The sequence below is a fragment of the Micromonospora sp. NPDC049051 genome, assembly GCF_043197575.1.
GTDB lineage: Bacteria > Actinomycetota > Actinomycetes > Mycobacteriales > Micromonosporaceae > Micromonospora.
The window spans coordinates 38,899-63,593 of sequence record NZ_JBICTL010000012.1 but is presented as its reverse complement, the minus strand read 5'-3'; the positions used below and the strand labels follow the sequence as shown (position 1 = coordinate 63,593).

At 72.6% G+C, this 24,695-nt stretch carries 27 protein-coding genes and 1 pseudogene; 6 read left to right on the top strand and 22 right to left on the bottom strand.

What is annotated here, in order from left to right:
• Nucleotides 1-19 precede the first annotated feature (19 nt).
• The 18 genes from ACGFIR_RS30315 to ACGFIR_RS30230 form a co-directional block, all read right to left on the bottom strand.
• Entirely contained in the window at nucleotides 20-775 is a 756-nt protein-coding gene (locus tag ACGFIR_RS30315) for an AAA family ATPase (RefSeq protein ID WP_393148698.1), read from the bottom strand.
• A 140-nt stretch (nucleotides 776-915) separates the two neighbouring features.
• A complete protein-coding gene (locus ACGFIR_RS30310; protein ID WP_393148696.1) occupies nucleotides 916-2,187 on the bottom strand; it encodes a hypothetical protein in 1,272 nt (423 codons plus the stop codon).
• A 171-nt stretch (nucleotides 2,188-2,358) separates the two neighbouring features.
• The gene (locus ACGFIR_RS30305; RefSeq protein ID WP_393148694.1) at nucleotides 2,359-4,392 is read right to left on the bottom strand and encodes a hypothetical protein; all 2,034 of its coding nucleotides are present in this window, start codon (nucleotides 4,390-4,392) and stop codon (nucleotides 2,359-2,361) included.
• 456 nt (nucleotides 4,393-4,848) lie between these two features.
• A complete protein-coding gene (locus tag ACGFIR_RS30300; RefSeq protein WP_393148692.1) occupies nucleotides 4,849-5,103 on the bottom strand; it encodes a hypothetical protein in 255 nt (84 codons plus the stop codon).
• The gene (locus ACGFIR_RS30295; RefSeq protein WP_393148690.1) at nucleotides 5,100-5,519 is read right to left on the bottom strand and encodes a hypothetical protein; all 420 of its coding nucleotides are present in this window, start codon (nucleotides 5,517-5,519) and stop codon (nucleotides 5,100-5,102) included. The genes ACGFIR_RS30300 and ACGFIR_RS30295 overlap by 4 nt, the downstream gene beginning before the upstream one ends.
• 5 nt (nucleotides 5,520-5,524) lie before the next feature.
• Nucleotides 5,525-6,265 (bottom strand): Pycsar system effector family protein, encoded by a 741-nt coding sequence (locus tag ACGFIR_RS30290; RefSeq protein WP_393148688.1) that lies wholly within the window; start codon nucleotides 6,263-6,265, stop codon nucleotides 5,525-5,527.
• Nucleotides 6,266-6,352: 87 nt separating this feature from the next.
• On the bottom strand, nucleotides 6,353-6,793 hold the full coding sequence (locus ACGFIR_RS30285) for a hypothetical protein (RefSeq protein ID WP_393148686.1): 441 nt from the start codon (nucleotides 6,791-6,793) through the stop codon (nucleotides 6,353-6,355).
• Nucleotides 6,794-6,814: 21 nt separating this feature from the next.
• Nucleotides 6,815-9,226 (bottom strand): DNA translocase FtsK, encoded by a 2,412-nt coding sequence (locus ACGFIR_RS30280; protein ID WP_393148684.1) that lies wholly within the window; start codon nucleotides 9,224-9,226, stop codon nucleotides 6,815-6,817.
• Between the two features lie 113 nt (nucleotides 9,227-9,339).
• Nucleotides 9,340-11,274, bottom strand: coding sequence for an FtsK/SpoIIIE domain-containing protein (locus ACGFIR_RS30275; protein ID WP_393148682.1), 1,935 nt, complete (start codon nucleotides 11,272-11,274; stop codon nucleotides 9,340-9,342).
• 103 nt (nucleotides 11,275-11,377) lie between these two features.
• Nucleotides 11,378-12,916: a hypothetical protein gene (locus tag ACGFIR_RS30270; RefSeq protein ID WP_393148680.1), complete on the bottom strand. Its 1,539-nt coding sequence runs from the start codon at nucleotides 12,914-12,916 to the stop codon at nucleotides 11,378-11,380.
• Complete coding sequence (locus tag ACGFIR_RS30265) at nucleotides 12,913-13,359, bottom strand: hypothetical protein (protein WP_393148678.1); 447 nt, start codon at nucleotides 13,357-13,359, stop codon at nucleotides 12,913-12,915. Before ACGFIR_RS30265 ends, ACGFIR_RS30270 begins: the two co-directional genes overlap by 4 nt.
• A 14-nt stretch (nucleotides 13,360-13,373) precedes the next feature.
• Nucleotides 13,374-13,595 carry a hypothetical protein gene (locus ACGFIR_RS30260; protein WP_393148676.1) on the bottom strand — a complete coding sequence of 74 codons (222 nt, stop codon included), beginning with the start codon at nucleotides 13,593-13,595 and terminating at the stop codon, nucleotides 13,374-13,376.
• A gap of 412 nt (nucleotides 13,596-14,007) precedes the next feature.
• Nucleotides 14,008-15,471, bottom strand: coding sequence for a hypothetical protein (locus ACGFIR_RS30255; protein ID WP_393148674.1), 1,464 nt, complete (start codon nucleotides 15,469-15,471; stop codon nucleotides 14,008-14,010).
• Entirely contained in the window at nucleotides 15,468-15,734 is a 267-nt protein-coding gene (locus tag ACGFIR_RS30250; protein WP_393148672.1) for a hypothetical protein, read from the bottom strand. The genes ACGFIR_RS30255 and ACGFIR_RS30250 overlap by 4 nt, the downstream gene beginning before the upstream one ends.
• Nucleotides 15,734-16,309, bottom strand: a complete 576-nt coding sequence (locus ACGFIR_RS30245) for a hypothetical protein (RefSeq protein WP_393148670.1) — start codon at nucleotides 16,307-16,309, stop codon at nucleotides 15,734-15,736. Before ACGFIR_RS30245 ends, ACGFIR_RS30250 begins: the two co-directional genes overlap by 1 nt.
• Complete coding sequence (locus ACGFIR_RS30240) at nucleotides 16,306-16,986, bottom strand: diguanylate cyclase domain-containing protein (RefSeq protein WP_393148668.1); 681 nt, start codon at nucleotides 16,984-16,986, stop codon at nucleotides 16,306-16,308. Before ACGFIR_RS30240 ends, ACGFIR_RS30245 begins: the two co-directional genes overlap by 4 nt.
• Entirely contained in the window at nucleotides 16,983-17,567 is a 585-nt protein-coding gene (locus tag ACGFIR_RS30235) for a histone-like nucleoid-structuring protein Lsr2 (RefSeq protein ID WP_393148666.1), read from the bottom strand. The genes ACGFIR_RS30240 and ACGFIR_RS30235 overlap by 4 nt, the downstream gene beginning before the upstream one ends.
• Nucleotides 17,564-18,124, bottom strand: a complete 561-nt coding sequence (locus ACGFIR_RS30230) for a sigma-70 family RNA polymerase sigma factor (RefSeq protein WP_393148664.1) — start codon at nucleotides 18,122-18,124, stop codon at nucleotides 17,564-17,566. Before ACGFIR_RS30230 ends, ACGFIR_RS30235 begins: the two co-directional genes overlap by 4 nt.
• A gap of 298 nt (nucleotides 18,125-18,422) precedes the next feature.
• Here ACGFIR_RS30230 and ACGFIR_RS30225 point away from each other — a divergent pair, with 298 nt between their 5' ends.
• Together ACGFIR_RS30225 and ACGFIR_RS30220 are read left to right on the top strand one after the other, a co-directional pair.
• Entirely contained in the window at nucleotides 18,423-19,250 is an 828-nt protein-coding gene (locus tag ACGFIR_RS30225; protein ID WP_393148662.1) for a GntR family transcriptional regulator, read from the top strand.
• On the top strand, nucleotides 19,247-19,975 hold the full coding sequence (locus ACGFIR_RS30220) for a PP2C family protein-serine/threonine phosphatase (protein WP_393148660.1): 729 nt from the start codon (nucleotides 19,247-19,249) through the stop codon (nucleotides 19,973-19,975). Before ACGFIR_RS30225 ends, ACGFIR_RS30220 begins: the two co-directional genes overlap by 4 nt.
• A 132-nt stretch (nucleotides 19,976-20,107) precedes the next feature.
• On the opposite strand, the gene ACGFIR_RS30215 is transcribed toward ACGFIR_RS30220, so the two are convergent.
• From ACGFIR_RS30215 to ACGFIR_RS30205, 3 genes are all read right to left on the bottom strand, one after another.
• Nucleotides 20,108-20,605: a hypothetical protein gene (locus ACGFIR_RS30215; protein WP_393148658.1), complete on the bottom strand. Its 498-nt coding sequence runs from the start codon at nucleotides 20,603-20,605 to the stop codon at nucleotides 20,108-20,110.
• 74 nt (nucleotides 20,606-20,679) lie between these two features.
• The gene (locus ACGFIR_RS30210) at nucleotides 20,680-21,387 is read right to left on the bottom strand and encodes a hypothetical protein (RefSeq protein ID WP_393148656.1); all 708 of its coding nucleotides are present in this window, start codon (nucleotides 21,385-21,387) and stop codon (nucleotides 20,680-20,682) included.
• A gap of 207 nt (nucleotides 21,388-21,594) precedes the next feature.
• Nucleotides 21,595-22,026, bottom strand: coding sequence for a hypothetical protein (locus ACGFIR_RS30205; RefSeq protein WP_393148654.1), 432 nt, complete (start codon nucleotides 22,024-22,026; stop codon nucleotides 21,595-21,597).
• A gap of 157 nt (nucleotides 22,027-22,183) precedes the next feature.
• Here ACGFIR_RS30205 and ACGFIR_RS30200 point away from each other — a divergent pair, with 157 nt between their 5' ends.
• From ACGFIR_RS30200 to ACGFIR_RS30190, 3 genes and pseudogenes are all read left to right on the top strand, one after another.
• Entirely contained in the window at nucleotides 22,184-22,444 is a 261-nt protein-coding gene (locus ACGFIR_RS30200) for a recombinase family protein (RefSeq protein ID WP_393148652.1), read from the top strand.
• 430 nt (nucleotides 22,445-22,874) lie between these two features.
• Entirely contained in the window at nucleotides 22,875-23,051 is a 177-nt protein-coding gene (locus tag ACGFIR_RS30195) for a hypothetical protein (RefSeq protein ID WP_165942569.1), read from the top strand.
• A pseudogene (locus tag ACGFIR_RS30190) lies at nucleotides 23,051-23,587 on the top strand (hypothetical protein); the annotation flags it as partial. The gene ACGFIR_RS30195 and the pseudogene ACGFIR_RS30190, both read left to right, overlap by 1 nt.
• Nucleotides 23,588-23,895: 308 nt before the next feature.
• Here ACGFIR_RS30190 and ACGFIR_RS30185 read toward each other — a convergent pair.
• Nucleotides 23,896-24,192 carry a hypothetical protein gene (locus tag ACGFIR_RS30185; RefSeq protein ID WP_393148762.1) on the bottom strand — a complete coding sequence of 99 codons (297 nt, stop codon included), beginning with the start codon at nucleotides 24,190-24,192 and terminating at the stop codon, nucleotides 23,896-23,898.
• 80 nt (nucleotides 24,193-24,272) lie between these two features.
• On the opposite strand from ACGFIR_RS30185, the gene ACGFIR_RS30180 reads away from it, so the two are divergent.
• The gene (locus ACGFIR_RS30180; protein ID WP_393148760.1) at nucleotides 24,273-24,686 is read left to right on the top strand and encodes a hypothetical protein; all 414 of its coding nucleotides are present in this window, start codon (nucleotides 24,273-24,275) and stop codon (nucleotides 24,684-24,686) included.
• Nucleotides 24,687-24,695: the final 9 nt, after the last annotated feature.

Here is a 24,695-nt window from a genome sequence, read left to right as displayed (position 1 = left end):
CCCGGGCCGGCGTGGCCTGTCACAGGACGTCGGCGTGGGTTCGCTCCCACTCCCGCACGAGGTCGCGGCCGTCCGGGCGCACGACGGCGGTGACATCGACGTCGACGTCGGATCCGGCGTGAGCGGCGGCCAGGCGGTCGGCCTCGCCGAGGCCGTCCACCAGGTGCGCCACGGTGAGCGTCGCAGCGCCAGCGGTGTCGGTGACGGCGTCGTAGGTCTGGTAGTGAATCTCGGTGGCGATGTCCCCTCCTTCGATCTCGGTGACGTGGGTAAAGCCCTCGGCGTGCAGGGTGGCCAGGGCGTCGCAGGTGCGGGCGTGCTGGTCGACGACGGCGGCGGCCGGCACGGCGCGTCCCCACCGACGGCCCGGCGCGGGGCCGGGTCGGGCGGCCTGCCGGGCCAGGCACACCTCCAGCGGGGTGGTGAAGGTGACGGCGACGGCGGGCACCTGGTGCTCGGCGGCGATGCCCAGCAGCCACGCCCGGTCGGCGACGCTGGTGCTGGTGGCGTCGACGACGGTGGTCAGCCGGCGGGCCAGGCGGGTGTGCAGGATCGCGGTGAGCAGGACGAGCGCGTCGGCGGTGGCGTCCTGGTCGCACTCGTCGTCGGACACCACGGCGCGCAGCCAGTCGAGGCTGTGGACCTGGTGCGACTGGTAGTGGGCACCAGCCCAGGTGGACTTGCCGGCGCCGGCCGGGCCGATGAGCACCACCAGCTGCGGCGCGGTCGTGTTCGCGCCAGCGTTGGGGTGGGTGTCGGTACGGGGGTCGGTCATGATGGTGCCTGCCTTCCGGGTGTCGGGGTTGCTGTCGGCGGTTTCGAATCCGGAGGTAGTGGTCGGGGTCGTGCGGGAACACGGCCCCGGCCGCGTGAACGGTCGGATGACGGCGGGCGATTCCTCGGAATCGCCCGCCGTCACGGCTTGCGGCCCGGCTTGGTGCGGGCCTGGTTGAGCTCGGCCTGGAGCCGCTCGGCGCGGGCCTCGGCGGCCTGGGCGCGGTCGACGGCGGCCGTCGCGGTGGTCTCGTGTCGGATGGCGTCGGCGCGAGCGTCCTGGGCCGCCTGCTCGGCGGCGCGGCGCTCGGTCTGGAGCTGCTCGACCTGGCGGCGAACCTCGGCGAGGGTGGCCCGGGCGGCGCGCAGCTCGGCGTCGAGGTCCCGGCGGGCGTTCTCGGCGTCGGCCCGCTCGGTACGGGCGGTGTCACGTTCGGCGGCAACAGCCGCGGTGGTGGCCTCGGCCTGCTCGGCGCGGGCCTCGGCGGTCTCGGCGCGGCGGGTCGCGGCGGCCAGCTCCACGCGCAACTGCTCGCCGGCGGTACGCGCGTCGACGAGCTCGGCGCGGAGGGTGTCCACCTCGGAGGTCAGGCGGGCGACGTTGGCGGTGAGGCGGGTGACGTCGGCGCGGGCAGCATCGCGTTCAGCGGTGACGGCCGCGATGGTGGCCTCGGCACGCTCAGCGCGGGTGACCTCCGCCTGTAGGGCCTTGTCGGTCTTGCGAACCTCGGCCTGGGCTTCGGTGAGGTCGCGGCGCAGGGTCTTGAGCTGGTCGGTGAGGTCGGCGGCGCGCTGCTCGGCGGCCTCGCGGCGGCCGGTTTCGGTGATGACGGCTTGGGCTCGTTCGCCGGCGGCAGCCTCGGCGCGGCCCTGGGCCTCGCGGGCGTCGGCGACCTGTCGCCAGGCGTCGCGCTGGACGCGTTCGGCCTCGGCCTCGGCGTCACGGGCCCGCCGTTCCGCCACCCGCTGCGCCTCCTTCGCGGTGGCCTCGCCCGCACGAGCGGACCGGGCCTCGCGCAGTGCCTTGTCGCGGTCGTCCTCGGCGCTCTGGGCCCGCTGCGCCGCAGCGACGGCGGCGACCTCGGCCTGCTCCACCCGGGCCACCGCCGACCCGTCTACCTCGCGCATCGCGCCCACCACCGTGGCCAGCTCGCCGGTGAGGGCCTCCACCGCCGGCAGCACCCGCGCCGTCGCCTCCCGGTACGCCGCGAGGGGCTTGTTCAGGCCGGCGGCCAGCTCCGCCTGCCGCTGCTCGGCGTACATCTGCCGGCAGTTCTTCCCGCCAGGGTGCCGGCGCTCGTCGTCCGGGCAGAACTCCGGCGGGCGGCCCCGGCCGGCGTAGGCCAGGGGCCGCTGGTCGTACTTGCAGGTCGGCGGCACACCGCGGGGGCCCGCCGCACTCGTCTCTGTCATGACCCCATCTTATCCTAGTTTCCATTTCTAGGAAGTAGTAACAGTTATCCGATTCTAGAAATTTGATACTATCTGATCTTGTATTGGCAAGATCACAAAGCGGGCCCCTGAGAACGCCTGTGAGGCGATTTCAGGGGCCGGGCTGTACTGAGGTACCTGGGATACGTGGTGCTAGTGGGCCAGAGCCGGGGAAAGGCCAGCGCCCGGCTGGGCGACTGCTGGCCAGTCCTGCGCGTCGGCGGCGATGGCGCGGGCGGCGGCGTGGTCGCCACGCGCGGCGGCGCGGGCGGCGGCCAGGGCGGCGTGGCGGCCGGCGCCGGGCCCGGCGCGCTCGGCCTGGCGGGCCTGCTCGCGGCTGTCCCACTCGGCGCGAGCGGCGTTGCGGGCGGTGGCCACTGCGGCGGCCTGCTCGACGACGTCGCGGCGGTGCTCGGCGGCGACCTGGGCGCGGTGTTGGTCGTAGCGGCGGGCCGGGTGCGGCGGCTCGACGTCGCCGGTCAGCGATTCGTCGAGCAGGGACCGCAGGTAGCCCAGCGGCAACTTCGGCGCGTCGAGCAGCTCCCGGCCGCCACGGCTGCGCTCGATCCAGTCGAGCAGCACCGGCATCGTCCAGCCCGGACCGAGCCGGGACCCGAGCGTGGCCGCGACCCGGGGCAGAGGCACGTTTGCCAGCCACTTCCAGGCCCGCTGTGCGGCCCGTGCCAGGTCGTACGCGCCCCATTCCATCCAGTTTGGACGGCGCGACCCTCGTGACGGCGCACACGCTTTCTCGATCGGCCTAGGACGCCGTACGGATCGTGGCACCGCTCTTGCTGGTGAGCGCGAAGCGCCATTCTTCCGCCGACTCGGCCCCACCGACCGAGGGCGAGTGATCGACGGAGGAGTCTTACCCCGAACCACGAGCCAGGAGTAAACACTCATACCTGTAGACGCTGCGCGGGGGTGGCAGATATTCAGCCCGTGCCGAGCGAGGTCCTCGGCGCCCTCGATGGCGGTATCCCGGGCGGCGGCCACGGCCTGGCGAAGCTGAGCACGCCGCGCCATCGCGGCCATGTCCATCACCGTGCCGGCGCGGGCGTGCAGCGCGTCGACGTCGTCCTGGGCGGCCTCCAGCAGCGCCACGGCGTGCGCGAGCAGCCCCTCGATTACTAGCAGCGCCACCGGCAGGTACGGCTCCCGCGCGACGGCACGCTCCCGGCCGCCCAGGGGCGCCAGGTCGAACTCCGCCCGGTCGTACGTGCGGCCCAGCCGGGTTCGCTCTTCCAGCGACAGGCGGCGGCCCTGAGCGGTGCGTTCCATCCACTCCAGGGCCTCCGCGCGGGCCCAGCAGCCGGTGACGGTGCGCGGCTGGCAGTCGGCTAGCTCGGCGGTACGCAGCCGCCCCGGACGGGTGATCCGGGCGTTGGCGTCCACGGCCAGCACGCCAGCGACGCGGGCCAGCACCGACGGGCGGCCACGCTTCGACGCCTTCACGGACGCCTGGCGGGCCAGCAGATCGGCCAGGTGCACCACAGCGCGGCCACGGCGACGGCCGGCGGCGAACGCCTCGATGACCTCCCGCAGTCGCTGCACCCACGCGGTCAGCTCCGCCACCCGCTGCTCAGCCTCGGTAATCTCGGCGAGCTGGCCGAAGCGGACCTCCACCGCGACCCGCTCCGCCTGGACGACGGCCGCTGCGGTGGCCTGCTCGGCCTCCTGCTCTAGGGCGAACTCCTCGCGGATGGCCGCCAGCCACGAGTAGCCACACAGCCAGCACGTCGGCGACGGCTCCCACTCACCACACGCCGCACAGCCCTCTACGACGTCGTCGACGTCGTCGAGTACCCCGGCGCGTAGCTCGGTCGCCTGGCGGCGCTGTTCCCGCTCCTTGCGGCTGCGCCAGCATGGGATGCACAGCGGTTCCGACCCGGCGCCGTCACGGGGCAGGCCCTGCGTGTCCCGGCCCGCACTGGCGCAGGACACGCACGGCGTCTGCACACCCGTCGGATACACCGGCCGCCGACGAGCACCCGCCGGAGCGATCAGCCGGGCCTGCCCGGTGCGAGTCGTCTCTACCAACAGGGCGGGCCGGGCCAGGTGCACCGTGCAGCGGTCGCGGCCGGGAGCGGCTAGCACCGTCCGACCGACAGCGGCGCAGACCGGGCAGTGCCCGGTCGCGGCCACCCGGTCGGCGGCTAGTGGGGTCAGGTTCGGTGCCGTAATCATCGCGGCACCGCGATTGCTGCAACATCAAGCGAGGGGACTGGGCGCGCGTAGGCGTCGCCGCGACACGCAGAAAAGGTGTCGAGAGACAAGAGTGCACCCAGCCCGGAGGTGGGTGCTATGGTGTCCTCCGAGCTTGGTTGGAGCCTCAAACCCTCACCGCGGCCAAACGAGAGGGGTTTGGGGCTCTGTTCTTTTATGGAGTTAGGGGTTGAGCGCGGGCGCTCCCTCAAGATCAGATCGGGGTTATAACCCGTGGATCTTACGGCGGCTTTCAGCGTTGCAGGGACCCCAACACGCGCTGAAACCAGGCATCCCCGAAGATCCTGTGTGGACCGCCCGAGAAATCCGGACATACCATCACGAGCCGGGCGGCGTTTGTGACCAAGAAAATCTGAACGTATGCAGTCGAATGGGCGGCCCGATCAATTGGGCCGCCCATTCGGGTCCTTTGAATGGTCACTCGGGCCGGTGAATGGTGTCGCAGTAGACGGCGATGCCGTCGCCGTCGTGGACGTACAGCTCGCCGTAGCGGTCGGCGGGGCTGTCGACGGCGTCAAGCAGCCGCTGCGCCTGGCGGCAGGCGGCGTCGACGTCGGGAGCGGTGAAGTAGACGACGGCTGCGGGGTTGTCGGGCTCGGGGTCGGTGACGATGTCGAGGCGGTACTCGTCGGTGGTGCCGGCGACGAGCAGCTCGAACGGGCGGCGGGTCATCGGGTGCCCGCTGGGGTGTGCGGGGCGTAGCCGGTGGTGTAGGGCCCGTCGTCGTAGGAGTAGGTCCAGGCGAGGCGCCGGTTGGTGAGCCACGCGCTGGCGCGGCCGGTGAGGTCGCGGTGCCAGTGGCGGGTCCGGCCGGTGTCGCCGCCGTCGCTGGTGAAGGCGAGCAGGGCGTAGCCGCCGGGAATGCCGGCGTCGGGCTCGCCGGGGTGCCGGCCGCCGTTGACCGGGAAGTGGACGCTGGCGAGGGCGGGTGCGCCCTGGTCGGGCAGGGTTTGCAGCATGTGGGTGAGGCCGTGGTCGACCAGGTGCCAGCGGCCGTCAAGGGGCAGGCCGAGCACGGTGCGGGCGGCGGCGAACAGCTCGTAGGCGTCGACGCGGTCCTGCACGACGATCGTGGTGGTGACGGTCATGTCGGTCACCTAGCCCAGATCGCGAGGGCGGCGGTGACGGCGGCGCCGGCGTACCCGGCCAGCAGCAGCGGCACCGCGCGGGAGATCGCGGCGTACTTGGTACGGACGGTGCGCGAGAACCAGAGCAGCTCGCGGGCGCGGCTCAGTGGGGTCATCTGCGCGACTTGCTCGGCGTCGCCAGCGGCGAGGCGGGCGAGCACGTCCTGGGCGTCGTCAGCGTCGGCGTAGGCCATGAACCCGTATCCGTCGCCCAGGCGCGGGCGGGAGGCCGTCAACAGCAGCACCACGGCGGTCAGCACCACGACGGCTGTAGCCGCGCCGGTGACAAGGGCTGCGGTGGGGAGGTGGCCGCTAGCTCCGGCGCCGCCGAGCACGGCCAAGCCAGCGCCGAGCAGCACGCCAGCCATCTGCAGGTAGCCGGCGGCCTTGGGGTCGACGCGGTACAACTCGGCGCGCGCGGTGGCGATCTCGGCGTCCAGGGCGGCGGTGGCGGTGCCTCGACCGCAGGCGGAGGCGTGCGCGCCGGCGCGGGCAAGCATCTCCAGCTCGGAAGGGTCGCTGTCGGTGGTGCCGCAGCCGGTGCAGCGGGAGGTGCTGGTGGCGGTGCTGGTGGAGATCTCCACCAGCACCGCGAATGCGCCAGCGGTCGGAATGCAGAAGTGGCGGCGCGGGCCGTGTGGGCTGCGCGGCTCGTAGGTGCTGGCGTAGTCGACGCCGAGGTAGGTCGGCTCTCCGGGATCAGGCACGATGAGGGTGCTCCTCTGGTTCTTGTGGGCTGGATGGGGTGGCGGGCGGCCCCGGGCTGTAGGAGGCAGGGGGCCGCCCGCGCGGCGTTATCGGCTGGTGGGGTCGTACAGAACGGATTCGGGGCGCGGGTACACCTCGCGGCGGCAGGAGTCGTCGTAGCCGCACCAGCTCCACGGGGCGTCGCTCGGGCGCAGCGGGGTGACGCGGGTGTCGGCGAGGATCTGCGCGGCGTCGTCGCTCCAGTCGATGCCGGTGGCGATCGCCGCGGCTGCAGCCTCGTCGACGTGGCGGGCGCACAGTCGCTGGGCCAGGGCGAGGCCGCTGGGCAGGTGCACGAGGCTGTAGCGGCCGTCGAGGCGCTGCCCGTCGTCGACGGTGACGTGCACGGCCAGGCCGGGCGCGACGGGCCAGCCGGTGACGATCATCTGGCTGACGCGGGGCTGGTCGGCGGCGTCGGTGTCGCTGATCTGGAGGCGGACGGGGATGGTGACCGGGGCGGTGGTGGTGCGGGTCTGGGTAGTCGTCATGGCGGGGGTCTCCTGTCGTGGTTAGCGGCGGGTGCCGCTGCGGAAGGGCAGCACCGTGGCGCTGGTGCTGTCGTCGGGCTGGGTGGGGGTGTCGCCGCCGAGTGCGGTGAGCAGGTCGGGCAGGTCGTCGGGGCGGATAAGGACGTCGCGGGCCTTGGAGCCTTGGGCGGGGCCGACGATCCGCAGGGTGGCGAGGGTGTCCATGAGGCGGCCGGCTTTGGCGAAGCCGATGCGCAGCTTGCGTTGCAGCATCGAGGTCGACCCGAACTGGCTGGTGACGATCAGTTCGATGGCCTCGCGCAGCAGGGCCCGGTCGTCGGTGTCGAGGTCGTCGAGCGCCGTGGTGGTGTCCACCGTCGGGCCGGCCGGGCTGGTGGTGGCCGGCAGCATGGCGGCGGTCGCGGCGGTCGCGGCGGCCGGCTGGGCGCTGGCCTGGGTACGCCAGTGGTCGACGACGGCGGTGACCTCGGCGTCGGACACCCAGGCGCCCTGGATCCGGATCGGGGTGGAGGCGCCCATGGGCAGGTACAGGCCGTCGCCCTTGCCGAGGAGTTTTTCGGCGCCGGGCTGGTCGATGATGACGCGGGAGTCGGTCAGGGAGCTGGTGGCGAACGCGAGGCGGGACGGCACGTTGGCCTTGATCAGCCCGGTCACCACGTCCACGGAGGGCCGCTGGGTGGCCAGCACGAGGTGAATGCCGGCGGCGCGGGCGAGCTGGGTAATCCGCACGACGGAGTCCTCGACGTCGCGGGGGGCGACCATCATCAGGTCGGCCAGCTCGTCGACGACGACCACCAGGTACGGGTACGGCTCCAGGGTCCGGTCGCTGCCGGCCGGGGCAGTGATCTGCCCGGCGCGGACCTTGCGGTTGTACTCGTCGACGTGCCGCACGCCGTGGGCGGCCATGTCGTCGTAGCGCATGTCCATCTCTCGCACGACCCACTCCAGGGCGTCGGCGGCTTTACGGGCGTTGGTGATGATCGGGGTGACCAGGTGCGGAAGGCCCTCGTAGGCGGTCAGCTCGACGCGCTTGGGGTCGATCAGCAGCAGCCGCACCTCCTCGGGGGTGGCCCGCGTGAGCAGGGAGACGAGCAGGGTGTTGAGGCAGCCGGACTTGCCGGCGCCGGTGGCGCCGCCGATGAGGATGTGGGGCATGGCCGCGAGGTTGGCGGTGACCGCGCTGCCGTCGATGTCCTGGCCCAGACCGACCAGGAGCCGGTGCTGGTCGCGGGCGGCGGCGCGGATGACGTCGCCGAGGGTCACGATCTCCCGGTCCGGGTTGGGCAGCTCCACCCCGACGGCGCTCTTGCCCGGGATCGTGTCGAGCATCCGCACGTTCTCGGTGCCAACGGCGTAGGCGAAGTTCTTGGCCAGGCCGGTGACCCGCTGGACCTTCACGCCGGGGCCGAGGGTGATCTCGTAGCGGGTGACGGTCGGTCCGCGGCGAGCGCCGGACACCTTCGCGGCGACCTTGAACTCGTCGAGGACGCCTTGGAGCGCCATCCAGCCGGCGTCGCTGGGCCCGACGCGGCGGCGGGTGGACTCGCCGGCGGCGAGCAGGCTCACCGGCGGCAACTGGTAGCCGCTGGCCGTCGTCGCCGGCGACACCGGCGCGGCGGTCGTGGTGGCCGGGTCGGCCGCCCGGCGCGGTCGCGGCGGGCGAGACGCGGATTCGGCGGAATCACCCGCAGCGGGGGCCGTGGCGGCCGTCGGCGTGGCGGTGGTGTCGTGCTGGTCGACGTCGTCGGCGTCGTCGGCGTCGACGAGGTCGAGGAGGTCGGGCGCCGGCGACGCGGGGGTGCGGCGGCGTAGGGCGGCGATGCTGGTCGCCACGGCGACCGGGGTGATGCCGGTGAGGGCGGTCAGGCCGGCGGCGACGAGTCCGATCAGGATCGGCACGGCACCCCACGGGCTGAGCACGAGGTCGAGAGCGCCGGCCAGGCGGCCGAACAGCCCGCCCGCGCCGGGCGCGGCGAGGTCGAGCAGTCCGCCGAGGCCGGCGGCGATCCCGATCGTGCCGGCGGCCTGGGCGAGGGTGCGGACGGTGTGGGTGCGGGCGGGGTGGCGCATCACCTGCACGGCGAGCCAAATTAGCGGCAGCGGCGCGAGCGGAGCGAGCCCGCCGAACAGGGCGTCGGTGACGGCGGCCGGCACGTCCAGGATCCGCCCGAGCGGTCCGGCGGGGTTGGTCCAATGCGCGGCGGCGACGGTCAGGCCGGTCAGCAGCAGGGTCAGGCCGGCGTGGTCGTGGCCGGACAGGTCCAGGCCGGGGGTGCGGTGAGGGCTGGGCAGGCGGCGGGCGAGACGCCCGGTGCGACCGGCGGCGCGGTGCCAGGTGGCGCGGACGGCCGCGCCGCACCAGCGGGCGATGGCGGCGCTGCGGTCGACCTCGGCTTTCTTCGCGGTGGTGCGGCGGCGGGTGGTGCTGGCCATGGGGGTCTCCTTGTCCGGGCGGGAGTGGGTGCGCGGCAGGGGGCAGGGGTGGGCTGGGCTTGGCGGCCACCGCGAGGGCCGGACCCGACAGGGGCCGGCGGTCACGGCGGCGGTCAGGCCGACAGGGTCCAGGGGCCGCCGCGCTGGGCGGGCGGGGTGATCTTCTTGGCGTCCTTGAGCCGACCGAGCAGGGCGTAGAGCTGGGACTGCTCGACGGGGCAGTCGGGGCGGTCCAGCAGCGCCTGGGCGGAGGCGGGCCCACGGCGCAGGCACGCCAGCACCCACTCGGCGGGGGTGGCCGGAGTGACCTGCTCCACCACCACGGTGCTCTTGCGGCCACCACCGAACGCGGCGCGCAGCCGGTCCACGGCGCTGCCGCCCGTGGTGGTGGTCGTCTTGGCGGTGGCGGCCGGAGCACGGTGGCCGGCGAGCACGATCGGGCTGGCCGGGTCGACCGCCGGGACCTGCCACCGCACGGGCACGCGGAAGCTGGCGGCGGCCACGGCGGCCTCGTCGAGGTTCGGGACGCGGCAGATCATGCCGACGCGGTTGCTGTTGCGCAGGTAGCCCATGCCGGCGGTGGTCTTGCCGTCGATCTCGGCGGGCAGCGCGAACGGGTCGCCGACGAAATCGTCGGGCAGGATCGTCGAGCCGCTACCCCGGTTGGACAGCCGCAGCACGAAGGCGTTGCCGGAGACTAGGGCGTCACGCAGACGCACCGACCCGCCAAGGGACTTCATCTGGGGGAGCTGGGTGGCCAGCACGAGGGCGCAGCCGGTCTTACGCATCGTCTCGGCGGCCTGCTCGACCACGCCGACGATCGGGGTGTTCGGGATCAGCACGAGCTGGCACTCGTCGATGACGGCGACGAACGTGCTCAGGCCGAGGGCCTTCACGCGGGGGTCGTTCTCGTCGAAGGCCTCGACGCCGGCGTCGGCGAGCAGCTTCGAGCGGCGCATCACCTCGGCGTGGAATCGGCGGGCCAGCAGGGCGGTCGCCTCGACGCCGGAGTGGTACTCCACCACGTCTTTCCATGCCGGCAGCGACTGCCCGTTCTGCGGGTCACCGACGGCGACCTGCACCCCCGCGGCGAGCAGGTTTGCGATCAGCGCGCCCAGGGCGCGGGACTTGCCGCTGCCCATCGATCCGACGATCAGACCGCCGAGCACCCCGAAGTTGGGTCGGGTCAGCACGTAGTGGCCGGGAGAGCCGTCGCTGAACCGGGCCAGCTCGAAGCGGCCGTTGGCGTAGGTGGGGCCGGTCCACGGCACCCCACCGGCGATGTACGACTGCTCGACGAAGATCACCCGCAGCCACGCCCGCTTACCGGTGTTGCGCCACCCGACCGCGCCCTCGTCGAGGTCCAGGGCGACCTCCACGTCCGGGCCGGTCTTGACCAGCGGGCCCGGTTTCGTGCCGGGAGCCAACCGTACGAGGGCCTCGACAACTCCGGGGCGGGGCGCGACCGCCTGCACCAGGGTGGTGCCCTCACACACCTTCGCGGGCAGCACCTCGTGCTCCCAGCGGTGCTGCCAGTGCGCGGTCAGCGGATCCGTCTCGGCCGGCACGTCGGCCACGGCCGGGGCCGGGGTCGGCTCGGGCTGCGGCGGGCGCTGGCGCAGGTGGTACCACCACGGCCAGCCGAGCACCACGCCGGCGAGAGTCGGCACGAAAATGGTCCACGTGGGGTGGGCGGCCATCGCGGCCGGCCCACCAGCGGCGACCGTGGCGACGGCGCACCCGCCGAGGACCACTGCGATCGCGGCCCGCCACGCCCGCACCGTGCGGGAGCGGGTCCGCCAACCGGCCGCCGTGGCGGCGATGGCCAGAGCGAGGATCGCCACCGTCTGCCACGACACACCGAGCGGCCCGGCCACCCAGGCGACCACCAGTTCGGCGGCGACCCAGTAGACCGGCAGCAGCCGCCGCCAGCTGCGCTTGACTAGCCACGCCAGCGCGTAGGCGGTGACGGCGAGCACGGCACTCAGGGCCCGGCCCAGCTTGGCCAGGCGCTCCGCGCGGATCTCGTCAGCGGTCCGGGTCGACATCGCGGGCTCCTCATACGTCGGGGCTTGGCAGGTGGTGCGAGAAAAAGGGGGGAGGGGCGGGGCCCCGGGGCGGTGATCGCCCCGGGGCCCGGGGAGGGGTTGGTCAGCCGACCAGGACTTCCTTCGACGCGACGTTGCCGCCGGCCTCAGCGACGACCTCGGCCACCGCACCGTCCTTGTTGTTGAAGTCGGCCAAGGCGGCCTGCAACTCCTCCTGGGCGCTGTTCAGCGCCGCGTGGGCGGCGGAGAACTGCTCGGCGGCGTCGCGCAGGTGCCCGACGGTCGAGGCGGCCATCTCCAGCCCCTCGTAGCGGTCAGCGGCCTCGGTCAGCACGCCGGCGATCCCGCCGATCGTCTCGGCGTTCTCCCCGGCGCCCTCGGCCGCAGCGGTAAACGCGGCGCGGATCTCCTCAGGGCCAGTAGCTTCGAGGTTCACGGTCATCTCCTTCAGATCGGTGGTGCTGGGCGAACCGGCCGCCGCCGTCGGGACGGCGGCCGGGTGGTGCTGGTCATCCCCGGCGTCGGTGCCGGTGGTCTGGTGCTCGTCGCAGTACGGGCCGTCCGGGCCGACGGGGTTGTCGCACCACTGGTCGGGGAAGCCCTCGCGGACCTCGCGGTGGGCGCACTTGCCGTACAGCTCGGAGCGCAGCCGCTCCCGGTCGCCCTGGGTGACCGGGGTGGTCGGCGCCGGAATGTCGGCGGCCGGGGGGCAGGTGTGCTGGGCGGCGGCGGCCTCGGCGGCGGCCATCGAGTCAAAGCCCGCCCGGCCCGCGCGGCACCGCGGGCACCGCCACCGAAACACCGGGCCATCGGACGGCGGATTGGGGACCGCGCGCAGCCGGCTGTCGTCCGCCCCGCATCGGGGACATCTGTGCGGCATCTCGGCGGTGACGCTGGTGTTCCCGCACCGGTCGCACTTGGTGTAGTGGAACCGCTGCGGCCACTCCTGCGTCGGCTTCGGCATCGGTGGAGCGGGGTCGGCGGGCATCGGCTGCGCTGCCTGGGCCGACTGTTCGGGCTGGCCGGCGGCCTCCGGCATGGCCGGCTCCTGGGCGCCGCCCGGGATCACCCGCAGTGCCGGTCGTCGCGGTTCCTGCTCGCCGGCGTCGACGTCGGCGGCCGATTCGGTGGAATCGGTGTTGGTGTCGCTGTCCTGGGCGGCCTCCTTCTCCCCGGTGTACTGCTCGGGGTGCTCGGTGCGGGTGTGCTCGCGGCCGGCGCCCTGGGCGTTGGCCTCGATGCGGTAGGGGCGGCTGGACCAGCCGCAGTGGTCGCAGTCGGCGTACCAGCGGCCGTCGTCGTCGACGTCGACCACGACGCCGTCGACGGCCTGGGCGCCGCGCTTACGGGCCACCGCGCGGCGGCGGCGGGCCCGAGCCCGTTCGGTGGCGTCCTCGATCAGCCCGGCGAAGTAGCCGTCGGCCGCCGCGACCGTGCCACCTGACCGGCCACCAGCGGCACCGGCCGCGCCGTCGGCGGTCTTGCCGTCGCCGGTGGTCTTGCCGCCGCCGGTGGCCTGCTGACGGGCGCGGGCCTGCCGGCGCGGGGACTGCTTGCCGCGCACCGCGTACGCGGCGTCCTCGAGCAGCAGCACGGCGATCTTCGCCACCGCCAGGTACACCAGGATGTCGAAGAAGATCACTTGACCACGTCCCGGATGGTCGCGCCGAGACCGCCAATGATCATCGGCAGCAGCAGGGCGCAGGCGAGCGCGGCGTGGGCCAACTTGGACTTGCCACCACCACCGCCGCCGCCCTTGCCGGCCGCGCCCTTGCCGCCGCCGGCGCCCTTGCCGCCGCCCTTGCCGCGCATGAAGACGACCACGACGATCCCGAGCGCGAGACCCAGCGCGGTGGGGAGGGCCAGGGCGACCTGCTTGGTGTCCTGACCGATCCAGTCGCCGATCGGCTCGGCGACCGACGTGATGCCCTTGGCGAGCCACTTGTTGACCTGGGTGACGAGACTGCCGGCGAGCAGCGCGCCGACCACCAGGCCGGCGGCGACCCGCAGGCGGGGAGTGAAGTGGAAGGCGATCGACAGGACGATGTAGACGAGTCCGCCGAGCACGATCAGTGCGCTAGTCATGACGGGTGCTCCTCTCAGAGAGTGCGGGTGACGAGGAAGACCGCGGCCACCGCAGCGGCGGCCAGCGATCGCAGGGGATGGGCCAGGACCCAGGAGGCCAGGTGCAGCAGGCCACGGGGGATGAGCACGAGCACCGCCCAGCAGGCCATCGCGATGGCCTGGGCGTCCTGGCCGTCGCGGGCCTGACCGGTCAGCGCGACGAGGTCGGACAGCGGCTCCGGGGAGCCGGTCCACACCGCCGTGACGCTCTCCCAATCCCCCGGAATGTCACGGAGAGTAATTCCGGTGCCGGAGTTGGGGCCGGAAGAGGCCGGTTCGGTATGGGCGGGTTCGTCCTGGTTGGATTCCGGTAGGGGAGTGGTCGGAGGGGCCTCTGACCTGTGCGGAGCGAGGGAAACGACGTCCGCCTCACGCCGGAACGGAATTCGCGGCATCGGTGACGGTCGGTAGTTGTCCTCGGCGGGTTGGGCGCTCACGGGATCACCTCCATCAGGTGCGGTTGGTGCGGGTCGATACGGGCTCGCATGGGTTGTTCCGCCTGCCGAGGGGTGGGGCCACGGCACTCGACCCGACGTCGTTGGCGGATCGAGCACCGTGGGCTCACCGGCTCACGGCCACCGGCTGTGCGCGCGGCGCTGGCCGGTCGGCTCAGGCGACGCGACCGCTGGTGAGTTCGAGGACCTGGCCGACGATTTCCGCCGGCACGGCGGCGAGGACCTTGCGGATCGTGCGGTCGGAAATCCCGGTGATCACCGCGAGCTCCGCCTGCTTCGCGTCCGGGTTTTCCGCCCGGGCCAGCAGGATGGCGGCCACCTTTTCCGGCTTCACCGTTTCCACCTCGGGCAGGTCAGCCGGCAACCGCGCCGGCACGGCGGCCAGAGATTTCCGGGCGGCAGGCCGCACGATTTCCGGCTGCCGCCCCCCGCTGGTTTCCGCCTTCTCCTGGGCCCTGGCGAGGGCCCGGCGAGTACGCTCCAGCTCGTTGACGAGACCATCGCGGGCGTCGGTAATCGCTTGGCTCTCCTGCTCGGCGAGGGCCCGCGCGGTCGCCTGAGCCTCAGCGAAACGCTGCGCCTGGTCGAGCTGCGCCCGCAGCTCCCGCACCGTCTCGGCCAACTCGTCGGCCCGTTCCTGGGCCACCTGACCGGTGTAGCGGGCCTCCGCCAGGGCCTGCTGGTAGTCGCGTTCGGCCTGCTCAGCGGCCTCGGTGAGCACCCGCACCTGCTCGGCGGTGGCCTGCTCGGTCAGGGCCCGAGCGGTCGCCGCCCGGTCCCCGGCGTCGCGGGCCTCGGCCAGCCGACCCTCAGCCACCCGCGCCGCCTCGATCGCGGCGGCGGCCCGCTGCTCGGCTACCCGCACCGCCTCACGAGCCTCGGCGGCTGCCCGGGCGTGCTCGGCGATTTCCGCCTCCGTCGCGGCCTCGATTTCCGCCCGCGTTTCCGCCTCGGAGCACGCCCGCGTTTCCGCTTCGCCCGCGCGGGTTTCCGCCTTGATCCGGGCGGCGGTTTCCGCCTCGGCCCGCGCCGTTTCCGCCCGTGCCGTCTCTTCGGCTTCCGCCTGCGCCGCCCGGGCGGCGGCCGTTTCCGCCCGCGCCGCCCGCACCTCTTCCGCCCGACGGGCAGCCTCGGCGTCGGCCAGGCGCTGCCGCTCGGCCTCGATTTCCGCGTGCTTCCGACCGCCGTCAAGATCGCCGAGCACCAGCTTCGACAGGAACAGGAAAGCCAGCGACGGCAGGCAGGAAAGGAACTTCGCCGACCACGAGGCGTCCGCGCCGACCGCCGACAACTGCGCCGCCAGGGACAGCACCGCGCCGAACAGCAGGATCACCAGGGCGTAGGACAACAAGCTCTTGCCCTGCCGCAGCCGCTTGCGCAGCGACAGCGTCGCCACCAGCGGCACCAGCTCGGAGATGACCGCGTTTGCCCACCCGAACCACTCCGGGGTGTGCTCCGGCATCCACTCCATCGTCCAGTCCTTCATGTGCGTGAAGGACGCCGCGAGCGCGGCCAACATGATCGCGATGAGCACGACCAGCTTGACGGTGTCCTCGACCTTGTCCGCCCGGTTGTCCACCGGCACGTCCACGCCGCTCGGAGTCGTCTCCGTGCTCACCGAGCACCTCCCGCCAGGACGGGCGACCCGCCGGCCAGCGGTGCCGGGGCCGACATCCGCTCGTCGGCGATCAGCGCCCGCCCGGTGCCGAGCAGCTCCCGGGCGATCTCGTCCTCGGCGCACGACTGGTGGCACGCCTCGCCCCGACCGTCACGCATGTGCGTGGCGGTGACGCACACCCGGCACGGCAGCGACACCCCGGCCTCGTAGTGACCCGGCGCGGTCCAGTCCAGGTGCACCCGCACCATCAATTGCGCGGCCATCAGCACACCTCCCCACGGCGGGCCCGGACCTGCGCGAGCAGCTCCGGGCCCAGCGGGTCGAGGTCGGCCTCGTCGACGTCCACGGCCAGGCCGTGGCGGTGCTCGTCGACCCACCGCACGACCCGCCGACCCGCCACCACCACGGCGACCAGACCGAGCGCGGCGACCGGGGAGTAGAGCAGCAGGTCCGGGGCGACGTCGGTGTGCTCGGCGTAGCGGCGCCCAGCGGTCACCGCGACGGCGGCCGGCCCAGCCGCGACCACACCAGCGACGGCGACCCGCACCGCCCGGCCCGACCGGACCGGCGCGACGTCGTCCTGGTCGACCGCCTCCACGGCCGGCGTGATCGGCCACCAGCCGTTGTGGCCCTGGTAGTCCCACGCGGCCCCGCAGGCCGGGCACGCCCAGCCGTCGACCTGCCGGGTCAGCACCACGTCCTCCATGGGACACAACGCCCCGACGTCGTCGAGCCGCAGGCTCGGCGGAACCGGAAACACCTGCCGCAGCAGGGGCCCGGCCTGCGGCGGCCGACACGCCACCGCACGCCCGACGCTCGGAAGGTTGGAGGTCGTCATGCCGCCACCCCCAGCGCGTTCTCCAAGGCGGCCAGGTCCCGCATCCGCAGCAACGGACGCTGCTCCACCTCCGGCAGCCTGGACAGGGGGTTGTGCTCAACCAGACCGTCACCACCGCGCGCCTTGACCTCGTACACGGCGGCATCGGCCGCCGCCGCCACCCGGGCACGGTCCTCGTTGGCGGTCGCGTGGATCGCGCCGACGCTGGCCGTCACCGACACCGACACCCCGTCGGCGACCTCGATCGGCTCCCGCAGGGAGGTAATGACCTCCGCGCCCAGGTAGTGCGCCAGCGGCACCGACGACGGCGCCATCAACACGAACTCGTCACCGCCGATGCGGGCCACCACGGCGTCCTCGATGTCCTCCAGAGACGCCCGCAGCCGGCGGGCGATCTCCACCAGCAGCCGGTCACCAGCGGCGTGGCCCCAGGTGTCGTTGACCGGCTTGAAGCCGTCCAGGTCCACATGGACCAGGTCGTAGGACTCGCCGTCCAGGTCGTCCAGCGCGGCCGACAGGCCCGCCCGGTTCGCCAGGCCGGTCAGCGGGTCCGTGGTCGCGTCCCGACGGGCCTGCGCCAGCCGGCACCGCTGGGCGCGGGCCACCTGCGCGGCCCACACGTGCCCCGCCAGCGACAGCACACCAAGCGCGGGGATCACCATCTTCAGCGCCTTCACTGGTCCACCTCTGAGGCGGTCGCGGCGGCGTACGCCTCGCGGATTTCGCGGGAGAGCCGGCCCCGGTCCTTGACCTGGTAGCCGTTGGCCAGCGCCCAGGCGCGGATCTTGGCCCGGTCGTCGGCACCGGCACGGCGGTTACGCGACGGGGATGCCGCAGAATCGCGGCGGCCGGTCGACCGCAGCTCCTGCCGCACCTCGGCGAGCTTGCTCGCCAGCGCCGCCTCGGCCTCGGCCAACTCCTGGCGCCGCTTCTCGGCGGCCTCCCGCTCCCGGCGCGTCGTCTCCTCCGCCTCGACGCGCTCGGTCAGCTCCGCCATCAGGGCGGTGATCTTCGCGGCGAACTGCCGCGTTCGGGCGGCCTCACTGTCGGCGGCGACCCGCAGCAGCTCGTCCATCGAGCGACGGGCCTCGGCCACCGGCGGGGCGGGCGCGGGGGTCGGGGTCGCCGGTACGCCAGGGCCCACAGTGGCCCGAATGCCCATCGGCACCTGCGACGTCGGGGCCGGCTGGCCCTTCGCCGCACGCAGCAGCGCGGCACGGTCGGCGCCGCTGGTCGGCGTCATCGTCGTGGTGTTCATGCCGGCATCACCGCCGTCGTCGACAGCAGCCCACGCAGCGCCCGCAGCGCCTTGTGCTGCACGGCCTTCACCGCCGATGGGGTCTTGCCCAGCACCTGGGCGGTCTCCTCGATCGACAGCTCCCGCAGGTACCGCAGCGTGATGCACTGCCGCTGCACCGGGCTGAGCTGTGCGATCCCCTCGGCCAGGGCCTCACGGGTCAGCTGCTGCACCGCGAGCGCCTCCGGGCCCGCCACCTCGCCGGCCGAAACCGTGTCGCGGACCTCGGCCACCGGACGCTCGCGCCGCTGGTGCGACTGCATGTGGTTGACGGTCAAGTTCCGGGCGATCGTGGTGACCCACGCGCCGAAGTCACCGCCCGGCCGACGAAACGCCGACAGGTTACGCAGGGCCCGCAGCCACGTCTCCGAGGTCAGGTCCTCAGCCACCTGGCGGTCCATCACTCGGCGATAGATGAAGCGGAAGACCTGGTCGAAGTACCGGTCGTAGACCAGCCCGAACGCCTCCACGTCACCGGCCTGCGCCCGCGCCACCAGCGCCGACACCTCGTTGGTCATCAATGCTGCTTGGGTCTGCCCTGCATGAGTTTGGGCAGCACGTACTCTCGTTGCAGGCATCTGAGCCTCCTCAGGTAGAGATGCCGTCGCCCTGCGGTGTCAATCCACAGGGCATTGGTTACGACGGGTGCGATCCGTCGGGACCATGACCGCGGCGGGTGCGATCCGCCGCGGTCCCTTTTTGGGCCAATGGGTGCGATCCTTTGGCCCTTCGGTCTTGTCTTGGGACAATGTTGACTGTCAGACTCTCGGCTGTCAACGATAGTCCCAAGACAATTCTTGGAGATGAGGAGATGCGGTGGCCGTGCACTCGCGCTACCTGGACATAGCGGCCAAGATCCGGGAACGGATCAAGGCCAACGAGTGGGAGCCCGGTTCCAAGCTGCCGCGCCTCGACGACTTCGCCGCCGAGTACGAAGCGAACCGGGACACCATCGGAAGGGCCATCGGAGCGCTGGAGGCCGAAGGTTACGTCTGGGCGGTCCAAGGGAGGGGCATCATCGTCCGCCACGGGACCATCCGCCCTCGACGCCCTCGCGGAAACCTGGTCAAGCGGAACGCCACCGCACCTGGCTACTCGTTCCCCTCAGCATCCAGCCAGGAGGTTTGGAAGCACCACGTCCCACCTGCGGCAACGGTCGAGCCACTAGCCGATCCCCGGATTGCCAAGCTGCTCGGCGTACCGGTCGACACCGAGGTGCTGCGGCGGTTCCGGGTCACCGGTCCGGAGTCGGAGCCCCCCTTCCAGATCAACATCTCCTGGATCCACCCTCGGGTGGCCGACATTCCGGGCGTCGCCTCGCAAGCGCCAGGCCCCGGAGACTGGCTGTACCGGATTGAGCGCGCTGGCCACTGGCCGCTGAGTTGGATGGAGATCCACAGAGCCCGCATGCCCAGCAAAGAAGAAGCAGCACTACTTGAGATCCCGACCAGCCTCCCCGTCTTGGAGATCGTGCGTGTCGGCACATCCGGGGCCGACGGTCAGCCCGTCGAAGTGACGGAGTATGTCGTTGCCAGCGACCGCGTCGAGACGATCCACGTTCTACACCGAGACGAGTTGGCCCGAGACCCTTGGCCTGAAGAGGCCGGAGATGCACCCGATGCCGGCCGAGGGGGTGCGGCATGACGCCAGCTCTCCGCCTAGAACAGGCGGGTGGGTCCCACGTCGGATACGTCCGACGGCGCAACGAGGATTCGATCTACCTGGGGCGCTCTCTGATCGCCGTGGCTGATGGGCTCGGGGGGCACGTCGCCGGCGACGTCGCCAGCTCGACGGTGATCGAGACGCTGCGGCAATACGACCAAGAAGTTGATCAGCACTTTCTACCCACCGCGCTGGGGCAGGCTGTCAACGCCGCCAGCAACGCTCTTCGAGCACGGATCGCATCCGAACCTGGGCTCGCTGGCATGGGCACCACGCTGGTCGCCATGTTGCTCAACGGCACGAGTGCCGCCTTGGCCAACATCGGGGATTCTCGCGCCTACCGACTCCACAGGCCGACTGGTCACACGACACAGATCACCGAAGATCACGTCTACGGACTGCTGGTCGCCGACGCAGCAGACGTACCCAATCTGCCGGAACGGCTGGCACGCTTCCTCGACGGGAGGCCGGACGGCCGGTCACCAGACATCACCCTGTTGACCTTGACCCCAGGCGACCGCTTCCTGCTGTGCTCCGACGGTCTCAGTTCGTACGTGCCGGAACACCTGGTGCACGCCGTGCTGGCAGATGCCTCGACACCGAAGCAGGCGGTCGATCGCCTAATCGTGCTCGCTCTTGACCACGGGGGGCCGGACAACGTCACGGTTGCTGTCGTTGACGTCTTAGAGGATGCAAGCCCCGGTTGAGTCAGGCCATCGCTGGAAGGTCAGCTCACGGTCCGCCGCGCTCCTCGGGCGCGGAACCAGCCCGGATCCCGGGTCGGTTCCGCGCCCGAGGAGCGCGGCGTCCAGGTGCTCACCGTTCTGGTACGGCGGGCCTCAGCTTTCGATGCCGGCCAGGCCGAACAGGTCGAGCTGCTCGCCAGGTTCGGTTGGCCGGCACGCTGCCCATACGGCGTCTCCGGCGTGGGAGCAGGCGTCGAGGACGTCGTTCCAGCCGATTCCCCGGAATCCGCCCGGGTGGTCGCGCCAGGCGATGACGGCCTGCTGGCAGCGGTGGATCAGGTCATCGGTGAGTCGGCCGCTGTCGAGCACGTTGCCCAGGTCGGTCCAGGTCAGCCGTAGCGGCTGTTGGAGGTTCCCGTCGGTGATCTCGATCCGGGTCTTGGTGAGCCGGAGCATCCGGCCGGCAGGCAGTGACATCCCGAGGTAGTCGGGGGCGAGCTGTCGGGCGTCTCGGGTGCGCCAGTAGGTCAGCGGGTCGATGGCGTGAGCGCAGGCGATGGCCCCGACGGCCCAGGCCAGCAGCGGGCGGTGGGTGGTCGGAGTGGCGGTGGCGAGGATGGTGCGAGCGTCGGTCCGGTGGCTGGTGGTCATGGTGGTCTCCCCGTCGTTGCTGGTCGGTCGGCGTCCCCGCGCCCGGGCCGGTGGCGGCCCGGGCACGGGTGCGGTCAGCCGAGGTCCTGGTCGACGTCGACGACGTCGGGCAGGCGGGTCCAGCCGGTGGGGGTCCAGATCTGCCAGTGCTGGCCGGGGCCGGCGGGGGAGTCGCGGTGCAGGGCGCGGGCTACCGCGCGGTGCCAGGTGGGATCGGTGGTCAGCGGTGCGTTCGCGCTGGCGTAGGTGGTCGGGTACGGGGCCCCGATGGGCTGACCGTCGCCGTCGCGGATGTGCTGCATGAGCCGGACCAGGGTGTGGGAGGCGGCCAGCCGCTCGGCGACGGCTGCTGCGGTGATGTGCTCGCGGACCAGCTCGGCCAGAACGTCGGCGACGGTGGCGGGCTCGCCGTTGAACAGCCGGCACTGCTGGGCGTACTCGTCAAGCTCCCTCCCTCCGAGGGAGTTCGTCTGGTAGGTGGCGCTGCGGTTCGTGTGGCGCGGGTGGGTGGTGATCCAGCCAATAAAGCGGGCACCGAGGTACAGCCGGTGCTGCTCCGCGCGGCCGGGGCCGACCTGGGTGGGGCCGTCGACGCGGAGCTGGGTGTGCGGCACGGTCAGTCCGGTGTGCGGCAGGGTCACCGGCTCGCTGGTTGACGCGGTCACCGTGGCGTTGATCCAGGCCACGCGGATCGGGTTGGAGCGCGTGCAGGTACGGCAGTCGATCGGCGCGGTGACGGCGGCACCGACCGTGACGTGTCGCCTCGGGTGCTGGCCCCGCACGAGCCGGCGACATAGCGGGGCTCGTCGGCCGGGCCCGTGATGCTGCTCAGGTTGCCGAGGTGGACGACGCGGCCTCGGCCGATGCGGACCGGTGCGAGTTGGGTGGTCCGGGTGTGGGTAGTGCTGGTCATGTTCTGGATCCCTTCGATGTGCTGACGTGGGTGGTGGGAGCCGGGCCGGCCCACCGGGGGCCGGCCCGGCCGGGTGTCAGCAGTCGTCGGGGTCGTTGCCGTCGTGCTGGTCGGCCGCGCCGTACAGCGAGGTCCCTATCTCGGTGAGCTGGGCGAAAAGGCCGTGGCGGTAGACCACCTGGTTGCGGATCGCCTCGGCCTTCGGCGGCCACTGGCCGACCAGGTAGTCGGCCAGCGCCTGCCGGGCCTCGTCGGCGAGGGCCTGCGCCTGGTCGTTGCCGGCCAGGTCGACGGCGGCGGCGAAGATCGCGCCGGCGATGTCGTAGCCGACCCCGGCCGGGTGGTTGCGCACCCGCCGGTTGGCGGCCCGCAGGATGACCGCCGGGCTGAACGTGCCGGTCTCGAACGGGCACTCCGGGTGGCACGGGTCGGCGAAGTGCGCGCCGCAGCCAACGCACTCGTCGTTGTGGTTGATCTCCCGGGCCGGGATCGTCGTACGCTGGGTCATGGAACTCCCTTTCGCAGAGGGGCTGTTCTTCCTGGTCCGGCCGGGTGGTGGCTCACCTGGCCGGACCGTTCCTTGCCTCTCTATCGTACAGGAAAAGGTGCATAAAAAGCTCCTTCGGGGGTCTTTTTCTGTACCTTTTTGCCGTACGCTGTGGGGCATGAGCAGCGAATCTGAGATGCGCCGGCCCGAGGTGTCGGCGGGGATGGCGGCGGCCCGGGATCGGGGTGTGCGGCTGGGTCGGCCGCCGGCACCGGTGCCGCCCTCGGCCGCCCGGGCGGCGGAACTGCGCGGTGAGGGGCTGTCGCTGGCGGCCATCGCCGAGCGGCTGAACGCCGAGAAGGTGCCGACCCCGTCGGGCAAGGGGACGTGGGCCAAGAGCAGCGTCAAGTACGTACTCGACCGGTACGACGCGGCGTAGGCCGTGGTGGTGGGCGGGGTTGCGGGCTTGCCCGCGCGCGGTGCCGGGGGTGGGGTGGGATCTCCTCGTGTCGGCCGATCTCCGATCGACCGGGCCGGCTCCGGGACGGCCAGGCTCGGCGTAGCCGACCGCGAAGCGGCTTGGCCTGGTCGTCCCGGAGCCGGTTTGGTAGCCCTCTGGGCGGCCGGCGCGAGGGGATCCCACCCCTGGGTGACCACTCATCCACCTGGCGCCGGTGGTCCTCCCCCGGGCATCTCCGAGAGAGGCCCCGCCGGAGGCGTCGTTCTTCCGCCGGTCTACCGGCGGGAACTGACCCGCACCGACGCGCGGGCGCTGCCCCCGGTGCGCCCACCGGCGGCGCGGCAACGGGGGTGCGGCGTATGCGCCGGCCGGCTACCTTGATGTGCTCAAACGATCATGCGGGGGAATCGTGAGCGAGCCGCACAGCCAGGCCACGCCAGAGCGCGACGTCGACGCGGCGTTGACCGGGTTGCAGGACCAGATTGACGCGATCGTGCGGGTGCTGGGCGATCACCAGCGGGTATTCGAGGCACTGCGTGCGGCGGGGCTGCTGCCAGATGGTGGTGGCGCGGGCCAGGACCGGTGATGGCTGCGCCTCGTGACACGACGGTCGAGCGGATCGTCGCCTCGGTGGACCGGGTCGATGACCTGGCGAGTCGGGCGGAGTCCCTGGCGGCGCAGGTAGCCGGCCCCGCCCCGGCGCCGTCCGTGGACCAGGCTGTCCGGCAGCGGTTGCTCGCTGCCCAGGCCGTCGCCGCCGAGGTCTACCGCCAGCAGCTTGACGACGCGCCAGGGCCATCGCGGTGGCTGACGGCACAGGACGTGCCGACTGACGGGCCCTGGACGGTGGGATACGCCCCGGATCGGCCGGCAACGGTCGTCAACGAACTGCGGCGGCGCGGGTTCTCCGACGCCGAGATCGTGGCCAGTGGCCTGGCCGCGACCAGCCGCGGCGGGCAGTTGGTCGACCGGTTCCGCAACCGGGTGATGGTCGGGGTGCGCGACCACCGTGCTGCCGGGGCACCGGTCGTCGGGTGGGTCGGCTACGCCCCGCCCGGCGCGGCGACCGACGCGGCGCCGGTGCTGCACAGCCCCACCACGGCGGTCTACCGGCCGGCTGACTGCCTCATCGGCCTGGCGGAGCAGCCCGAGCGGGCCGGCCGGGCCGTCGTGGCCCGCAGCGCGTTGGAGGCCATCGCTCTGGCCGAACGCGCCGACGAGCTGGGCGAGGACGCGCCGCTGGTGGTGGCGCCCGCCGGGCCCACGCTGACCGGCTCGCAGGTCGCCGCGCTCACCGCGCACGCCGACACGGCGGCCGGCGTCACCGTCGTCCTCGAAAACGAGCACGACCGGCAGGCCGAACGGGCTTACCAACTGCTCGCCCCCGCCGTGGCCCGCCATCCGAGCAGGCCAGTGCCGCTCGGGTACGCCTACTCCGGCGCCAGCGCCGTCGTGGAGTCCCATCCCTTGGTGGAGGCTGCGGTCACCAGCCGGGTCGCCCGGGCCGCCCGAGGGTTCGTCACGCCGAAGGGGCGGGCGGTGGCCGCCGACTCCATCCGCGCCATGCTCGACGGGCAGCCCGCCGACCTCGTTGACCGGTGGGCCTCGTACGCCGCTGAACGGCTGGGTGTGCCAGTCATGCCCACGCCACCGGCACCTGCGAGCACGACCCCGGACACCGCCGTCGACGCGCCGGCACCGGTGATGCTCAGCGGCGCCACCGCCACGAACGGCCCTCCATCCGCTCCTGGTGACCAGCCGCCCACAGCAGCACCGGAGCAGCAGCGAGCAGAGACGGAGACGCGGAATGAACCGGTACGGGGCTCAGGCCCAGAGGCACTGGCAGACGTACCTGCCCCAGCGGTACGCGACCATCGAGGACCCGAACAGCTTCTTCTCGACTTTGGGGGAGGAAGCAGCGACGGCGATCGAGCAGCGGGCCCGGGAGCTGGCCGGGCCGGACCTGCCGGACGAGGGCTACCTCGGCAAGCTGGGCCGGCTGAACGCGGCGCAGCGGACGGCGGAGGAGGAGATCCTGCCCGAGCTGATCCTGATCGACCCGGCGACGGACGGCCCGCCGGGCGAGACGCCGAGCGCGTCGACGACGCCGGCGAGCCCGGCGTGGACGCCGCTGGTGGAGGACCCGAACGACCCGTGGTGGCAGCGGGTCGCGCAGGAAGAGGCCGACCAGAACGACGAACCGGTGCCGCCGACCCGGTAGCCGATCCGG

Excerpts from the sequence above, each read along its gene's own strand:
- ACGFIR_RS30315 (WP_393148698.1), bottom strand. The coding sequence starts at position 775 with ATGACCGACCCCCGTACCGACACCCACCCCAACGCTGGCGCGAACACG.
- ACGFIR_RS30300 (WP_393148692.1), bottom strand. The coding sequence starts at position 5,103 with ATGACCCGCCGCCCGTTCGAGCTGCTCGTCGCCGGCACCACCGACGAG.
- ACGFIR_RS30285 (WP_393148686.1), bottom strand. The coding sequence starts at position 6,793 with ATGACGACTACCCAGACCCGCACCACCACCGCCCCGGTCACCATCCCC.
- ACGFIR_RS30180 (WP_393148760.1), top strand. The coding sequence starts at position 24,273 with ATGAACCGGTACGGGGCTCAGGCCCAGAGGCACTGGCAGACGTACCTG.
- ACGFIR_RS30275 (WP_393148682.1), bottom strand. The coding sequence starts at position 11,274 with ATGTCGACCCGGACCGCTGACGAGATCCGCGCGGAGCGCCTGGCCAAG.
- ACGFIR_RS30265 (WP_393148678.1), bottom strand. The coding sequence starts at position 13,359 with ATGACTAGCGCACTGATCGTGCTCGGCGGACTCGTCTACATCGTCCTG.
- ACGFIR_RS30215 (WP_393148658.1), bottom strand. The coding sequence starts at position 20,605 with ATGACCACCAGCCACCGGACCGACGCTCGCACCATCCTCGCCACCGCC.
- ACGFIR_RS30305 (WP_393148694.1), bottom strand. The coding sequence starts at position 4,392 with ATGATTACGGCACCGAACCTGACCCCACTAGCCGCCGACCGGGTGGCC.
- ACGFIR_RS30205 (WP_393148654.1), bottom strand. The coding sequence starts at position 22,026 with ATGACCCAGCGTACGACGATCCCGGCCCGGGAGATCAACCACAACGAC.
- ACGFIR_RS30310 (WP_393148696.1), bottom strand. The coding sequence starts at position 2,187 with ATGACAGAGACGAGTGCGGCGGGCCCCCGCGGTGTGCCGCCGACCTGC.
- ACGFIR_RS30230 (WP_393148664.1), bottom strand. The coding sequence starts at position 18,124 with ATGACCAACGAGGTGTCGGCGCTGGTGGCGCGGGCGCAGGCCGGTGAC.
- ACGFIR_RS30280 (WP_393148684.1), bottom strand. The coding sequence starts at position 9,226 with ATGGCCAGCACCACCCGCCGCCGCACCACCGCGAAGAAAGCCGAGGTC.
- ACGFIR_RS30200 (WP_393148652.1), top strand. The coding sequence starts at position 22,184 with ATGAGCAGCGAATCTGAGATGCGCCGGCCCGAGGTGTCGGCGGGGATG.
- ACGFIR_RS30235 (WP_393148666.1), bottom strand. The coding sequence starts at position 17,567 with ATGAACACCACGACGATGACGCCGACCAGCGGCGCCGACCGTGCCGCG.
- ACGFIR_RS30245 (WP_393148670.1), bottom strand. The coding sequence starts at position 16,309 with ATGACGACCTCCAACCTTCCGAGCGTCGGGCGTGCGGTGGCGTGTCGG.
- ACGFIR_RS30250 (WP_393148672.1), bottom strand. The coding sequence starts at position 15,734 with ATGGCCGCGCAATTGATGGTGCGGGTGCACCTGGACTGGACCGCGCCG.
- ACGFIR_RS30220 (WP_393148660.1), top strand. The coding sequence starts at position 19,247 with ATGACGCCAGCTCTCCGCCTAGAACAGGCGGGTGGGTCCCACGTCGGA.
- ACGFIR_RS30295 (WP_393148690.1), bottom strand. The coding sequence starts at position 5,519 with ATGACCGTCACCACCACGATCGTCGTGCAGGACCGCGTCGACGCCTAC.